4 protein-coding genes are annotated in these 17,133 nt (G+C 43.4%); all 4 read left to right on the plus strand.

Annotation, left to right across the window (positions count from 1 at the left end):
- Positions 1-15: 15 nt before the first annotated feature.
- Positions 16-4,968 carry a hypothetical protein gene (locus B2089_RS07900; RefSeq protein ID WP_296323180.1) on the plus strand — a complete coding sequence of 1,651 codons (4,953 nt, stop codon included), beginning with the start codon at positions 16-18 and terminating at the stop codon, positions 4,966-4,968.
- A gap of 278 nt (positions 4,969-5,246) precedes the next feature.
- The gene (locus B2089_RS07905) at positions 5,247-10,805 is read left to right on the plus strand and encodes a hypothetical protein (protein WP_296323183.1); all 5,559 of its coding nucleotides are present in this window, start codon (positions 5,247-5,249) and stop codon (positions 10,803-10,805) included.
- Between the two features lie 20 nt (positions 10,806-10,825).
- On the plus strand, positions 10,826-15,766 hold the full coding sequence (locus B2089_RS07910; protein WP_296323186.1) for a hypothetical protein: 4,941 nt from the start codon (positions 10,826-10,828) through the stop codon (positions 15,764-15,766).
- Between the two features lie 139 nt (positions 15,767-15,905).
- On the plus strand, positions 15,906-17,133 hold a 1,228-nt coding region (metG, locus tag B2089_RS07915; RefSeq protein WP_296686650.1), incomplete at its 3' end, for a methionine--tRNA ligase.

Below are 17,133 nucleotides of genomic sequence, written 5' to 3' on the forward strand. Positions count from 1 at the left end.
GAGGAGAACAGAATTATGAAAAAAGTATGTATTATCAAAAAAATCACGAATCTCGCTCTTTTTGCCTTGATTGGACTTATCGCTTCTTGTGGCGAAAACTCAGGCTTGGGTGAGGCCGTTGACCTTACGGCTCCTATCGTTACGCTCACTTCTCACAACGACAATGACAGCGTTGCTTCGACTTTCACGCTCAAGGGAACGGTCTGGGACAATGAAGCTGTCAGAAGCCTTGCTATAGACTTTGAAGACGCTGATATTCACTACTCAATAACCCCCGGCAATTCATGGCAGAAAAAATCAAAAGAGACGGGTGGCGTATGGACCGCCATGGACGACTCAAAGGCAAAATGCATCAAATCAGGGGATACTTGGTCATGGTCGATTTATATTGATACCACAAGTGACAAAAAGGATGGCTTTACAGACACAACATATACGATGAGCGCAGTCGCGGTTGACTCAAGTGGCAACTCTGGAAAAAACTCAAAGGTTGATTGTTCTCTCATCGTTGATGAAAATGATCCAAATGTCACGATTAATAAGCCTGATATTTTTACGGACTATGCCAATATCTCTTCAAAAAGCACAAATTACAAACTTCAAGACGGTAACAGCCTCGCACGGCTTATGAACGGCGATGTCACATTCTCTATTCAGCAGGGAGGTGCAATTTCCTTCAAGGAACTCCGGGTTGAATTTGATAACGGCACGACCGAATGGGAAAAACATACGGCAGACGACCTGACAGCTTACACTGACACAGAAAGCATTGCGAATGCCATAACAGGCGATGCGCTACCACCGACAGTCTATTACACAAAAACTCTTAAAGTAAACGAAAACGGAATCACGGACCTGAGAGCCGTTGACCTCACTGTAAAAGCAAGCGAATGGGCATCGAGTGAAAAGGGTAAAACTAACGGTCTCGACACAGGAATGCACATTATCCGAATTGTTACCACGAGCCTTAGCCCATCAAACGCATGGCAGCGGAAAGTTGTCGGCTACTTTGTCTGGTGGCCGGAAGCTGACACGCCTTGGGTAACGGTTTATCAGGGTGATGACAGCGATAAAGGAAATGATGCCAGCGAAGTCTATCCAGGCTCGAACATATCTGGAAGCGCACAGGACGATGACGGAATCAAAAGCCTCACTTACACGCTCAAAAAGAAAACGACCGAAAACAATGAGGATACATGGAAGGCCGAAAAAGAAAATATAAGCCTATCTCTGTCTGAAGTCGGCGGAAAATATTCAGCATGGTCTCTTGTGGCCCCGACTCTCAACGGAAATTACTGCCTTTCTGTCACTGTCACGGATATTTACGGCACATCATCTACAACGACAAAATACTTCAAGACACTCGACATCAAGCCGCCTACAATTGAATTTGATCCTTCTTCGGCACAGAACGCTTCTTCTGCGCTCACATCAAATCATAAAATCACATTCTCAGGTCTGGTTGCCGATGACGGAGACATCGATTCGCTCAAAGTTGTCTATTTGAATCCAAATCTTTCAAATGACGCAACGAATAAAATCAAGTACATGAGCGGAACCGACACAGACTGGGACGACATCACTAGCGGAAACAAAGACGACTCAGGCAATATCGTCTATGACCTCACCACAAGCTTAAAATCTAAGGGAAACAGCAGCGGCAAGAGCTACTCATTCTCAAAGACATTCGATGTTTTCGAAGATCTTGGAATTGACGGAGAAACAAAAACGCTCACTGCTCAGGATTTTGTTTTCAGAGTCGTGGACAAAGGCGGCACAAAGACTGTCAAAATGATTTCCCTTACAGGCGACAGCACAGCCCCAAGCCTAACATTTGACAAAATCGTTTTGGAGAACGGCGGAACAAGCCTTACCTACGATTTAACAAATGAAATTCCAAACCTTCCTGTCATTAAGTCGGGAGCAAAAGCCACATTGTCAGGAACATGGGGCGACAACTCATTTGACACATGGAAAGATACAAGCAAAATCGGAAAAATTTCTGTCACCTGGAACGGAAGTGATAAGGTCACCGTCACGCCGAATGCAAACCGAAGCTGGAGTGCAAGTGTAAGCGATGTTCCAAGCGACTCTGGAACAATCAAAATCAGCCTCTCTGATTTCGGCGGAAACACAAAAGCCGTTACAAAATCCGTGTTCATCGAGTCCAACACAACGAAACTTGAGCGAATCGGCTCTGATTCAGACGACGGCTCATATAAAAAAGACTCTGAAATTCTCATAACTCTTGAATTCACCAAGAACACGACATGGATCGGAAGCGAGCCAAGCCTTACCCTCAACAATGGCGGTGTAGCAAGCTTTGATAGCGGAAAAGACACTGCAAAACATATCTTCAAATATACGGTTAAGGGAAATGAGAGCGAAAGCACTGAGCAGCTGTTTGTCAAAACAATCAATCAGGCGGGAACGACATGGACAGAAGCTTCAGGAGCAACATTCACTGTTGAAATACCTGAAGATACAAAAACTCTCAAAACAAGAAATATCAAAGTTGATACAAAAGCTCCGACCATCAGCTCTATCACAGCGATTACTCCTGCAGGCGCATACAAGGCCAATAGCGACATCATAATAATGATGGAATTCAGCGAAGATGTAAGCGTAGTGACTTCAAGCGGAGTGCTTAAAGACAAGCTCAAGATTAACTTCAAAGATTCTCTTAATACGACCGATGCAAGCGCAAGCGGCTCAAAATTCGTCATCTTCACTTACACAGTAGGTGAGAACGACAATTCTTCAAAACTCGAATATTACAGCATTGAACATGATGACGTCACTATCACCGATGAGGCAGGAAATGAACTTACATCTTGGAAGCCAGAGTCTACCTTCAACAAGGCAATTGTAATCGACACAAAGAAACCTAATCCTCCGACAGTCAATCCCGCATGGGGAAGCGCGCAAGTCGTCATAAGCGAAAGCGGAAGTTCATTTACAATTTCAAGTGATGAGTCAGACACAACAATTGAATATACTCTTGACGGTTCTAACTACCAAAATTACAAGACTGGTGAGACAATCAAACTCACTAACAACGGAAAGTACACTGTCAGCGCACGGCAAACCGACAAGGCGGGAAACATTTCAGATGAAAGTACGGCGATTACCGTAACCGTGGACAAGGGAGAACTTTTCACAAGTTTGAGCGCAACAACATACTCAGGAACATATTCAAAGCAAAAAGGCGGAGAAGTCACCGGTATAATCAATTTCAGAAAGAGCGTAAAAATAACAAAAGGCGCAAAAGTCACCCTCAATGTAAAGAGAGGCACTCAAAGCACACTTGAAGTTCCGATTACAGAATGTGTGTCAGGCGATGGAGAAGCAAGCACATTCCATTTCACATATACAATTGAAGATGGCGACTCAATAGAAAACAATGGAATGCTCGATGTAACAGAATGGAGTTTTGAGGAAATAACATTAGACTCTAGTACTGTCAGCATGAAATATGAGGATAAGGTCTCTAGCGGAAGCGGAAAGGCATTCACCGACAACCGAGAGATTTATATTCTCACAGGAAAGCCGACTGTCCAAAGCGTAAACTTGACGGGAGAGGGAAGTGCGGCAATCCTTAAGATTACTTTCGACCGGGAAATCACAAAGCTAAGCGGAAACATCACCTTTACGCAGGACACAAGCTCTTACCGTGTTCCGGCTGTGCTTACGGCAAGTGAATACAACAGCATTCCAACTGCGGCACAAAGCTCATACTCAAAGGGAATGAACGGTGCGACACTGGGAAGTGACAGCACTCTCACGAACGACACGAGTACAAAATATGTGCTTGATTATACCAAAGATATCGATGATTCTACTTTAGTCGGATATTTTACAGCCGCGAACTTGCATATAGTCTCTATTCCTATTGTTGCAAGTGCCGTAGAGGCAAATGAAAATGTCCTTACGGTCACGCTTGGCTCGACTTATACGCTTCCTACAAAGGGTGCGACATATACGCTTTCAATTCCAGCCAATGCGGTTACAGACGAGGCTCAAAATAATAATGAAGAATACACAACAGACGGAACGAGCTCAAAACCTCATTTGGTGGCAGAAGGCGTTGAATCTCCTGAAATCCGAATAAACAAGGAAAGTCAGAAAATCACTATCTCAAATGCCAGCACGCCGACGACAACGGCAAGCGTAAACACTCCGGCAACTGCCAATATGAAAATAAGCTGCCGTACTCCAGGAGCAACTATTTACTACGCAAAAACAACGGACGCTAATGCAAAAAGCGCGACTTCAACAGTAAACACTACGATTACAGTCTCACAAACGGCAAAACCGAAAGTTTCCTCTCTGCCAACTTACTCTTCAAGCACGGCTGTAACCTTAACAGGCACTCTTGGAACAGCAGTTACCAGCTATGACACGGCGACAGGTATGAAATATGCGATTGCAGCCTATGCTAAAAAAGATTCTTACGAATCTGACAAATCTTATGAATACGCGACTAGAACCGTCCTCAAATTGAAAATCAGTGTCTACGGTAACGGAAGTGACTGTGCCTATGGCGTTGCTTCCGACGTGACAGAAAACGGCACAACTCTGACTTACGACAAGCTTAGAATCTGGATTCAGGGCGGAGACGCGACTTCAGGCGGAAACAGCCTTGACCCATTCCCACTTTCATGGGGCGAAAGCACGAATTTCAAACTTATGGAAGGAAGCCACACAGGAAACAGTATGCAAGGTTACTATTATTGGGTTACATGGGATTTGAACGCCACTGCCTACCATGGCTTTGTCCTGGGAAATGTGCATGACTTCGGCACAAGCGGAATAGGTCCTTCCATCTACTACGCCACTGACTGTGGATGGACAAAGTTCAAGAGTTCATATCCGCTCTATCCAGGCGAAACCCTTGAGATGATTACATCAGATTACGGCGGTAACAAATTCCAATTTAACTATAAACTCAAGTGTACTGTTAACTAAAATCTCATCTAAAAGAGAGTTTTCCCCTAAAGGCATTGCGCTTTTAGGGGATTTTTTTTGGAGTTTTTAGAGTTTATGAAGGAGGCTGTGACAAAAAAATGCAAAAAAAAGTATATAAATTCTTAAAAAATATTTAGTTATTTATGAAAACCATTTAAAATAAGACTAAATTAATCTGAAAAAAGTTTGAGGATTCTATGAATAAAAGTATGGGGCAAGTCGCTCGTAATTTCAGTATAATTTTGTTTTTTTCCGTTTTTTGCTTTTTTTCATGCAATATGGATGTCGGCTTAGGCGAGGAAGTCGATATCGTTGCTCCTAAAGTATCCATAGTTTCCATGAGTTCTGAAAATGAAAGCACATATTCTTTTGCAGGAGGAGTCTTCTGCCACCGCGAAGTAGCTTTCACAGGAACAGCAAGCGACAACAAAAAAGTCACGAGCGTACATGTCCAGATTAAATGGGCAGATGAAACATCCTTCAAAGAGTTTAAGACGGCGAGTCTTTCTGGTGAGAACTGGTCGTTAGGCTTTACATTCGAAAAAGAGGGTACGGCATTTCTAAAGTTCATAGCAGAAGATGCTCAGGGAAATCAAGGGGCGCGCTCTTCAAAAACAATAATCCTCTTTGTTGATGAGAAAGCACCAATTGGTAATGCGTGGTACATTGACCGGAAAATCAACGGAATACAGTACAACCTTCATTCTCTCGAAGAACTGAAATCCATTGACCTCAACAAATCTGAGAACATAGACGCCGCTCAGAATGTAGCATTTGCAATCAGTGCAAACTTCAATGATACAATGGGTATCGATGACAAGAATCCGCCGAAAATCTCGATTTATGATGAGGATGGAATCCAAGTCTGTGAGATTTCAAAAACCAATGACAGCACCGTATATGCGCCTGTTTATGAGATTACCGAAGCAATCCTTAAAAGTGGAAAAGACGGTCTTAAAACGGGAAAGCATTATCTTCAGGTTCGCTACACTGCGAGCGATATCGTCACGACTCCGGCGGCAAACAAAATCTCTTATGATGAAACTAATAGCGATGACACATGGTTCATTTGGTATCCAGAGGCAGACAAACCCCGATATGAGCTTTCTACGGAAATCTCAGAAAACGCAATCACTGCTTATGTAAATGATGTCATCAGTATCACGATTTTTGACGATGATGAGTTGGATTCAGCAAGCTATTCATTCGCTTATAAAGACCAAGACGGAAATTCAAAGACAAGTTCTGACATTGCAAGTATCAGTAGCGGAGAACGCGAAAAAACCCTCATTGTAAAAATGCCCTCAACTCCGCAAACAGCAAGCCTTACAATACAAGGCAAGGGCAAAAAAGGCGAAACTGACGGCGGAGAAGCAATTAACGAAACAATTACAGTTAATGTCATTGACGAGTCAAGTCCTATGCTTCTTATCACATCGCCAAAGAACAATTCAGTACCAGCAGTCTCAATGACAGGCTCAACAAATGCAAAAGTCACAATCGAAGGTCAGGCACTCGATGCTTCCGGCTGTGACTATCTTGAATTCGTCTGGGTTCCAGATTCAATCGCCCAAACAGCAACAGAAAAATCAGCAATAGCAAAAGATTTCCTCTCAAGCCTGAACACTGTCGAAAAGCACAATAAGTACAGAACGGCAGGTAGCCTCAAAAAGACGGAAATAAACGAGGTGGGAGTTCTTTGGTCAGTTCCTCTCACAAAAACAGGAAGCACTGCAGGTTTCATAACGCAGACATTCAGTTTTGAAGTTGACTTGTTCACCGACTTCATGAGCGAAAACAAACAGGCAAGTGATAAATATTTTGTTGCCCGCCTGACCAGGGGAGCAAACACCGGAGTCTTTTCTGAATACAGGCTCGCTGGAGACACATCAAATCCAACCATTACGCCAATTTCTCCAAGCGGAGATATGGCAATCATTTCGGCAAGCGAAGCCCTTGTTCTTGAATTCAAAGGTACAAAAACAAGCGGAATCGGAATGGATTCAAGCGCCTATGAAATTCGCCGCGTAGACTCAAACGCAAATGACGGAATGTTTGGCACATACGACTCATCACTTGGTTATGCAAGAGTAACGGGAAGCTATGATGAGGCAACAGAAACATTTAAGTCCCAAGCTATTTCCACGGATACGCTTCAGGCTTGGAAAGAAAAGGGCGTAAAACCAAAATTCCAGTTCTTTGCAAAGGATTTGTTCGGTAACGAAGGAAAAGACCAGTTTACGGTCGTAATCAGCACGCTTCCACTTTTAAAGAGCATAACATCTCCGTCATCAACACTCAGTAAGATGGGTGATGAAATTCTGATTAACGCAGTCTTTGACAACACAGTCACCGTATCTGATACAAGCTCAATGTATGTAAAACTCTCCGGAATAAATAATTCTGACACTTCAGTCGTAACGAACAAGGCATATTACAAAACAGGCTCCGGCTCAACAACGCTGGTATTTGTCTATAAGGTAAATGAAGGCGATTCTTCTGACAAACTTTGTGTCGTTAATGACAGCGGAAGCCCGATTGCAGGACTTTCATCATCTGTCGCGACCTTGGTAGATAGCAACGGAAATTCCACCGTCACAGCTGAAAACCTTCTTCAAAACAAAAAAACTATCAAGATTGACGGAATTTCTCCAAAAATCAGCAGCGCAACGATAGAAACCGACATTGATTCTTCGGAAATTGCAAATTACCAGAACAACGGAAGCACTTATCTCAAAGAGGGCAGAACTTTATCCGTAAAAATCACAACCTCGGAAGCAGTGCAGATTCAGGGTTCTCCGGCATTTGTCTTTAATGTCGGCTCTCAGTCGGTCTCACTGCCCTTCGTAGGACAGAGCGGAAATACTATCACATTCAGCAAAAAAATCACATCAGATACAGATGAAAATCCTAACGGACCGCTTTATTATATCCCGAACGACTGCATAACGGCTTACAATACCATTGTCGATGCAGCAGGAAACAAACTTGTCCTGAACAGTGGCACAAACTCTAAAAGTGCAAATATCGTAATCGACACAATAAAGCCAGCCACCCCGACGGTAAATGTCACTGACTCAAAAGGAAATAAAGTTACTGGCGGAAAAGTCGCCAACTATGCGAATTTCTATGTATCTCTTCTCGATGATGAGCTCAAAAAAACCGAATACTCAACGGACGGCGGAAGTTCTTGGCCAACGGATAACATAATCTCAGAAGGTGCGGGAAACACAGTCAAACTCACATCTTCTTGTGAGCTCACCGCGCGCCGAACAGACTATGCCGGAAATATTTCAGATTACTCTGACATAATCAGCCTTGAAATCAACAGCACATTCCCGCATTACGATATAGAATGCGTGAATCCAGACGGAAATTATGCCGCCGGAAGGAAACTTGTCTTTAAGGTAACATTTGACGAAAAAGTCTCTTTCAAAGAGGACTCAATTTCATCGGCATATATTCTCGTAAGCGGTCACAGCGGAGAATCATACGCACAGGGAAAAAATTCAGGAAAGGCATATCTTTCAAACAAAAACGGCATCAAGCTTACGGAAGCACAGGAAAAAATAGATTTTGTTTACTTCGCTTATGAAGTTCAGGATCCGGACGAATTTACTCTCAAAGTAAACAAAGGAGATGTCTTCCTTGAAGGATTCAGCGACATGTACGGAATAGAGCAGGGAAGCAAAACACTTGACGATGACTACGACCGAACTTCAATTAAATGTGACGGCGTTGCCCCGAAAGTCGTTAAAATGGCTCCGGACGGAGCTACAGCAAGTGCAAATGTCTACTCAAACGGCAGAAAAATCGTGCTTACCTTCAATGAAAATGTCAGCCGTGCAAACGGTAATATCATCATCCGCCGTATAGCGAACTGGGCAATTCCACCTGTCCTTACGGCAAGTGAATTCAGCACGATTACAAAGGCACTCACCAGCGAACAAAAAGAAATTCTCTCACGGCAGGAAAAGGGAATCGACATGGAAGATTCGGAGAGTCTTTATCCGGGAGTAAGCGGATCCGCAAACATTTATTATCACGGAACAGGCCAGTTTGTCGGTCCTTACAAAAAATCAACTCAGGGCATTAACACCTCCACAGGTCTTCCAGATACCAGCACAAAATATGTCCTTGACTTCGATATTGGTATCCGCGAAAAAGATGAAGTCACCCATCATATCGGAAAGACTTTCCGCACGACCGGCAGTGGCTCGTCATACACAGAAAACCCAGCCCCCAAAACCCCGAATGACACTGGCAATGAACGAACAGGAAGCCAAATTCGGGCGACGCTTGAGGCAGCACATTACCATGAGAGAATCGTCGATGTCACATCAAAATATGTAAGCATAAACGGAAAAACCGTTACAATCGATTTTCCTGATGGCTTAGTCGGAGACAGCAATTTGCCAGCCGGAAGGAAATGGGAACTTGTCATTGAAAAAGGCGCTTTCATGGACTCAACGGGAAACTACTTCGGTGCCGAAGCTGACGGAAGATGGGACACAATCCTTGCGGATGCAGTTCAAGAGTGCAATGGAACGACATGCACGCAGTATACAATCGGCTCAGAATTTGAAAACACTTATGACAAATATCCAAGCTCATCATGGGAGAGGGCACGAGACTCTATCAGCGACGGCTCTTCGCCTGTCGTTCTCATCAAGAACGGCTCTAACGAATATTTCTGGTCCAGCGGGGTAGCGACTCCGGTAATCCGAGTTGACAGATATTCTTACGGCTTCGGAGTTTATCAGGTTGATTCAAACGGCCAAAAAGAAAGTACATACATTAGCGATGACAAGATAAAGCCGACAGCCTATGTGCGTGTGCGAATTGACTGCGAAAGCGACGGAGCTGAAGTTACCTATGGCTCATCAATGGTTGAGGCAGGGGAAAGCAATGCGACAGTCGATTATCCAACTGCAGCGGACTGTACAAGTACGACTTCAGAAACAGCAAATCCTTCAATTACAGGCATCAGCACAAGCAAATCCTACAGCGAAGGAACATTCTTTGCAGGAGGTAACGGAAACTACCAAAAAGCCTGCAAACAGTTCTTTAAGGCAAGCGCAAGCATAAACGGAGCGACGGCAACGGGTTATGAAGGCGTTTTCCAGACTGTCGTGCAGTTCTTCGCACCCTATGGAAACACAGGTCAAGCCGGCGCACAAGAAGAAGGCCATAATCACTTCTCAATCCGAGGAACCACCGGCTGGGCAGGCGAGCCTTATATCGCTCCGTTCCCGCTCCGTGACAATCAGCTAGGCTCTCCCTACCTCAAGAGATGCTATAGGGAAGATTTTGTTGAAGCCAAGCCAATTAATTTTAATGATTACGGTTATATAAAAACAATTACAAAAGATATTCAGGCTCGACCTGCTAATTGGTGGGGTGCAACACAAATCCTTACAGCAGATGAAATTTCTGAAGCAACAAGTTTAAGCGTAAAATTTACTAAATGTGATAACAACTTTGGTTTAAAAGGCAGTGAAAACACGGATAAAAAAGCATGGTGTACAGATTATAACAACTTTTCAACAGAGACACCGCTTTCTAATGATGTCTTTGCTGAAGCAAAAAATAATGGTCTCTATATAGAAAGTGGATATACAGACTACACTGTCGAAATAAAGCTTTATTCAAAATTACTGCCAGAAATTGATGCAGGCCATTACGACTACTACTGGTGCTCATACGAAATTCTTGTGAATTCATCGTTTTCGGGTCATAGTTGGGGTAGCGGAGGTCATTACAACTGGTGTTGTAATTGGGGCTGGATGATTCCTGGCGAATACAGCCGCGCTGTCAAAATGAGGAACTGGGAATAATCACAAAAAAGAGGAAAAACATGAAAAAAGTTTCTATAATTAAAAAATTAACGAATCTCGCTCTTTTGACTTTAACAGGAGCATTGTTTTTCTCATGTGGAGACAGCACTGGCTTGGGAGAGGCCGTTGACCTTACGGCTCCTGTCGTAACGCTTACTTCTCATTCAGACGATGACACCGTAGCCAACGAATTCACGCTGGCAGGAACTGCATACGATAACGAAAAACTCGCCCTTATCACGATTGATTTTGAAGACGCAGACATACATTATAGCGTAACTCCCGGCAGCGTATGGAAAAAGAAAACATCAACCACAGACTGGACGGAGCTTTCTTCCACCGAGGCTGGATGCTCGCTTTCAGGAGACACATGGCATTGGAATGTACTTGTAAAAACCGATGACAAAAAAAGCACTAAAACAGACTACACCTATGAGCTTAGTATTATCGCAGAAGATGCAAACGGGAATTCAGGCAGAAACTCTAAAGTAGAATGTACGCTCACCGTTGACACCAAAAATCCAGATGTCTCAATCACCAAGCCTGATCTTTTTAAAACACCACACTCAGATGCAAAAACAAAGGCAGAATCATACAATCTCAAAGATGGAAATGTTATCGCAAGGCTTCTAAACGGTGACATATATTTTTCTGGCAGACAGTCAGATTCTATTTCCTTCAGAGAATTGCTTATTGAATTTGACGCAGGAGAGCTTTCCGCAAACACGGCAATCGTAACTGACTTAGCAAAATATCCGGAACTCTCAAATCCGAAAGCTCAGGAAGTAAGTGACACCGTAAAATTTGAGGGTGAAAGTGAAAAACCGAAAGTCTATTACTCTAAACTCATTAAAGAAAATTCCCGCTCATGGGAATTCACGGTGGCGGCAGGCGAATGGGTAAGCGAGACAAAAAATTCAGACCTTATGACAGGAAGACACTTAATCCGCGTAGTTTCAACGAGCGTGAGCAATTCTGGAGCATGGCAGAAAAAAATTCTCGGTTATTTTATCTGGTGGCCGGAAGCTGATATGCCATGGCTTATCACATATCTCGGTGATGAAACAGATAAAGGAAGTTCCGCCTACGAAGTCTATCCGTCTTCAAGTTTCACAGGACAGGCACAGGACGATGACGGAATAAAAAAACTCACATATACGATTCAGAAAAAAAATGGCGATGTTTTTGAAAATTACTCCTCTGGAAAACTCGGTCTCTCAGAAGACGGCGCTAAATATGCCCCTTGGAGCGTTACAACTCCGTCAGAAAACGGCAATTTCAAACTTATAGTAGATGTTGAGGATTTGAACGGAAACAAAGACACCCTTGAGCGATATTTCAAAACACTTGATGTTTCTCCGCCAAAAATTGAAATCACCTCTCCAGAAAGCAGTTCTTCTGTTTTGGCAAATTCAGATGCCACAATCAAATTCAAAGGAAATGTCTCTGACGACGGGCTTGTAAGTTCTTTATGTATCGCTTTCCTTAATCCTGCAAAAAGCGACGATGCAGCAAACAAAATCGCCTATATGAACGGCAGCGCAGAGACTGCGCCATGGGCACAGGCGACTGAATCGGGTTATACAGACTCTATTGGAAATAAAATTTACAAAATCACGCTGGGAAGTCCAGACTCTTCAAGCGGAAGAAATGTCTATACCTTCTCAAAGACCTTTAATATTTTCTCCAATCTCGGCATAGACGGCACGACAAAGACACTTGATGCCCTTGACTTTGTCTTCCGTGCAGAAGATTCTGGAAGCAATACCGTTCAGGTATTCTCTCTCACTGGAGACACTGAAGTTCCAGAACTTACAATCGAAAAACTCGTCTTAAAAAATGGTTCAACAGTCGCAAAAGATGTAAGTTTCACTGGAGACGATACGCCGACACTTCCAGTCATAAAACCAAGCCATACAGCAACAATTTCAGGAAAATGGAGCGACAATTCTACAAGCAAATGGACAAGCACATATAAATCAAAGATAGGCGACATCAAGCTTACATGGGCCAACAATGAAATCAGCGCGACACGAAAGAATGACGGAACATGGACGGCAGAAGTTTCAAATTCGCTTCTTCCGATAACAAGCGGTTTGATACAGGCAAGCATAAAAGACTATGCCGGAAACACGAAAACCACAAGCCGTTCAGTCTTCATTGAAAGCGCAGAAGCTGGTCTTGAAAGCATTGGCTCAGATTCTGATGACGGATTCTATTCTAAAGGAAATTCTATTCTCATTACCCTTGAATTCACAAAAGCAACTACTCTAAGTCAAGGAGCAAATCCACCGACACTCACGCTAAACAACGGCGGAGAGGCGATTTATAATTCAGGAAGTGGTACTTCAAAGCATGTATATAAATATACCGTAGGTGAAAGCGACACGAGTGTTGAAAAACTCGATGTCACGGCAATAAAAAAGAACGGAGCGGTATGGAAAGATTCTTCGACTGAAGAAACAATAGAAGTTTCTCTTCCTGCGGCAGGAAATAGAATCGGCAATACGCGAAACATCACCATCGATACGGAAGCGCCGAAAATTGAGTCGGTGACTGCACTCTCAAGTTCCGGTTATTATAAAGAAGGCGCATCAATTCTTCTTATGCTGACTTTCTCTGAAAGCGTATCTATTGAAAATGCTTCAAATCTTGAGCTTTCATTCACGCACAATTCCGCAAAGACATCGGGAGTTTCTGCAAGCTCAAAGAATGCGATTTTCACATACACTGTTGCCGACGGTCAAAACACGGATGAGCTAAAGCTTCAGAGTCTGTCGCACGATTCCGTAATCATAAAAGATGAGGCGGGAAATACTCTTGAAAATTGGACTCTCCCGAATACAACACTGACCAACAAAATCGTAATCGACACGATGGCTCCAGACGCCCCAGAAGTCAGTGTCGGCTGGAGCAAGCCCGTAATATTTGAGGCAACGAATTTCAGCATTACAGGTGAGACAGGAGCAACAATCGAATACTCTACCGACAACGGCTCTTCTTGGATGAGCTATAAGGGAACAGAAATTTCTCTTACAAACAACGGAACTTACAATGTAACGGCCCGTCAGACAGACAAAGCGGGAAATGTTTCCCCAAATGCGACCGTCCAAACAGTTACGATTGATAAAGGCGAACTCTTAAGCAAAATCACCGCAAAAACGGTTTCTGGTTCATACTCAACAAATACAAGCACAAAAATCATAGAAGGACTTATCAATTTCAGAAAAGAAGTCAAAATAGCAAGCGGTGCAAAAGTCACATTAAATGTCGGCAACAAAAATGATGGCACGACATCAAGAGAAGTTCAAATCACCACTGCTGGTACAAGCGTAAAACAACACAAATTCGAATATGAAATAAAAGAAGGTGACTACATCAATTCAAGTGATGGAAAACTCGATGTAACAGATTGGACAGTAAATTCTGTTGAAATCACAGCTGATGCAGGAACTGTAACAGCGGATGTCTCTCTTCCGGTAACAGGAGATGGAACAGAAAAAGCATTTGCCGACAACCGGGAAATTTATATTCTCACAGGAAAGCCTGAAATTAATAGTGTTTCCTTAACAGGAAAGGGAAGCGATGCTGTTTTAAAAATAACCTTTGACCGTGAAATCAGTAAAATGAGCGGGGAAATTGTATTTACTCACGACGAAGATTCCTACCGTGCTCCGTCAGTGCTGAGCGTGAGCGAATTCAACGAGCTCAAAAACAAGCTTTCATCTTACTACACAAAAGGCATGAACGGTGCCGTAAAAAATGGCAACTACCTTGAAAATGACACAACAACGAAGTATGTTCTTAACTTTGAGAATGAAAACACAAAGACAGAAATTACGAAGATTTTCAAAGACGCAGAGAAACACATTGTAAGGATTCCGATAGTCTCAAGCGCAGTGAGCGTGGAGGATGAAAAAGTCCTTACCGTTAAACTTGGAAGCACATACCAGCTTCCTGTAAAAGGCTCAACTTATAAGCTCCTTATCCCTGCAGCTGCTGTTACGGATGCATGTCAAAACAAAAACACTGAGTATGAGACAGACGGAACAACAAGCAAGCCTCACTTAGTCGCAGAGGGAATAGAAGATCCTGTAATAAGAATCAACAAAAAAGGGCAGACTATCACAAGTTCCGGAGTCACAGCGACTTCGAGCGTAGAGATGCCGACTTCTGCTGGTGTAAAGATTGACTGCCAGACTCCAGAAACTACTATTTATTATGAAACAAATCAAAATGCCAGTAGTCAAGTTTCGGTCAAAGAATCTCCGAAGTACTATAATACAAAAACAACTGATGCCACGATCCCAAATACGATAAATAAAAAATACGAAAATGAGTTTTCTATTGGAGGCGGCACGGCATCCTACGACATGAAGGGACTCAAAATCGCCATTGCCGCACGCGCAGAGAAAACTTCTGATTCCAGCGTTAAGAGCGATCCTATCTATGAGTATGCGACAAGAACAGTATTGAAATTTAAAATTGATGGTGCCTATGATACAGCTGAAGATAAAGGTCCTAGCTACAAGGAGACTTCGATAAAGGAAAATGGCAATACGCTCAAATACGCAGATTTAAAGGTATGGGTGTTTGGAGGCGATGCGCCTTATGGCGGAAATACGCTAGATCCGTTCCCCCTTTCTTGGAACGATAGCAAAAACTTTAAGCTTATGGCAGGTTCTTGGTCTGATACAAGTTCTGGAAAAATGAACGGTACTTGGTATTGGATTTCCTGGGACATCACAACAAATACATACCATGGATTCGCAATCGGTGATGTTCCAAGCGATGCTAACGAAAATGGACCTACGACTTGGTATGTCGGTGAATGTGCGTGGGCTGGACAAAAAATAAACTATATATTGTATCCTGGAGAAACGCTTGAAATGCTTCTTAAATCGGGAAATAATTATAATACGACATATTACTTCCGTCTAAAGAACGAAGGTTCTAGGTAGACTAAAAGAGAGTTTTTCCCCTAAAGGCATTTGGCTTTTAGGGGATTTTTTTTGCAGCATAGGGACTATGGATGAGACTTCTCGTGTCCAATTTTCTTTTCATTGTATAAATCCCTTTTTTTCGCTATAATTTCTTCTTATGAAGAACATTAAACTCAAAGAAAAACGACTTATCACATCGGCTTTGCCTTATGTAAATAATATTCCTCATCTGGGAAACCTGATTCAGATGCTTAGTGCAGATGTCTTCGCACGATTCTGCCGTTCACGCGGATACGAGACAATGTATGTCTGCGGAACTGACGAATACGGAACTGCAACTGAGACAAAGGCTTTGCAGGAAAAAAAGACTCCGCGCGAGCTTTGCGATTACTACTATGCGATTCACAAGGACATCTATGAGTGGTTCGACATCGCTTTTGACAAATTCGGACGCACTTCAAACGAGGAATGTACTGAAATTACACAGAGCATTTTCAACGACCTGGACAAAAACGGCTTCATCAAGGAGCACACTTCAAAGCAGCTTTTCTGCCCTAAGTGCAATATGTTCCTCGCAGACCGTTATGTTGACGGCACCTGCCCGAAATGCGGAGCTACCGATGCCCGTGGCGACCAGTGCGACTCATGCGGCACTCTTCTTGACCCGACCCAGCTTTTACAGCCTCGCTGCCACACCTGCGGCTCAACTCCTGAAGTACGCGAGACAAAGCATCTTTACATCGACCTTCCTTCAATTGCTCCAAAACTTGAAGAATGGATGGAGAAGGCTAGTGTCGAAGGAAAATGGAGCGCAAACGCAATCCAGATGACAAAGGCTTGGATTCGTGACGGCCTCAACGAGCGAGCAATCACACGAGACCTCAAGTGGGGAATCCCGGTTCCAAAATCCGGCTACGAAAACAAAGTCTTCTATGTGTGGTTCAACGCCCCCATCGGCTACATGTCAATCACCAAGCAGCTGGAAGACGAAATGAAGGCCTCTGGCAAGGAATCCTTCGACTGGAAAAAGTGGTGGCTTCCTTCAGAAAGCGAAGAGGCAAGCGACAAGACTGGAAGCGACATCAAGCTCTTCCAGTTCATCGGAAAGGACAATATCCCATTCCACACCGTAGTCTTCCCATGCTCTGAAATCGGAACCGGCCGGGACTACACAAAGCTCTATCACATGTCTTCAACTGAGTTCCTTAACTACGAGGACGGAAAATTCTCTAAGTCAAAGGGCGTGGGCGTATTCGGAAGCGACGCAAAAGAAAGCGGAATCAAAGCCGACGCGTGGAGATTCTACATCTACTATAACCGCCCGGAAAATCAGGACTACCAGTTCACTTGGAAGGATTTTCAGGAAAAATACAACAAGGAGCTTA

The sequence above is a fragment of the Treponema sp. UBA3813 genome (genome assembly GCA_002368605.1).
GTDB lineage: Bacteria > Spirochaetota > Spirochaetia > Treponematales > Treponemataceae > Treponema_D.

Coding starts and splice junctions, on each gene's coding strand:
- B2089_RS07900 (WP_296323180.1), top strand. CDS start 16: ATGAAAAAAGTATGTATTATCAAAAAAATCACGAATCTCGCTCTTTTT.
- B2089_RS07905 (WP_296323183.1), top strand. CDS start 5,247: ATGGATGTCGGCTTAGGCGAGGAAGTCGATATCGTTGCTCCTAAAGTA.
- B2089_RS07910 (WP_296323186.1), top strand. CDS start 10,826: ATGAAAAAAGTTTCTATAATTAAAAAATTAACGAATCTCGCTCTTTTG.